At 56.0% G+C, this 350-nt stretch carries 1 pseudogene; it reads right to left on the minus strand.

Annotation, left to right across the window (positions count from 1 at the left end):
* A pseudogene (locus HMPREF2698_RS13005) lies at nucleotides 1–192 on the minus strand (IS256 family transposase); the annotation flags it as partial.
* Between the last annotated feature and the right edge of the window lie 158 nt (nucleotides 193–350).

Below are 350 nucleotides of genomic sequence, written 5' to 3' on the forward strand. Positions count from 1 at the left end.
CCCAGCCTTTTCTTATGCCTAAGCTGGGGTTCCACTCGTTGTCGATATGGGTGTCGAATGTGGCAGGTCGCCCGTCTGGGTGGCCGCGTCGTGTGAGCTCTTCTTTCGTCTAGGCCGCGTATGCCGCTTCTCCCCATTGCGTCCAAACTCTTGATGCCTGGCTAGGTCCAGTGGATGTACAGGGGCTTCGGTGCGGACGTCACCATAGGAATTGACCTAACCGCTCCAGCCGCGGCTTACCTACCACAGACCTAGGACTATCCGGTGTTGATTTCACCGATCAGGCTGTTGGAACCAATTTAGAATCAAGATCACTGCATTATCCCAGGCTGCCCCGGGAATCCGTATCG

This window comes from Corynebacterium sp. HMSC072A02, from assembly GCF_001810085.1.
GTDB classification, from domain to species: Bacteria; Actinomycetota; Actinomycetes; order Mycobacteriales; family Mycobacteriaceae; genus Corynebacterium; species Corynebacterium hesseae.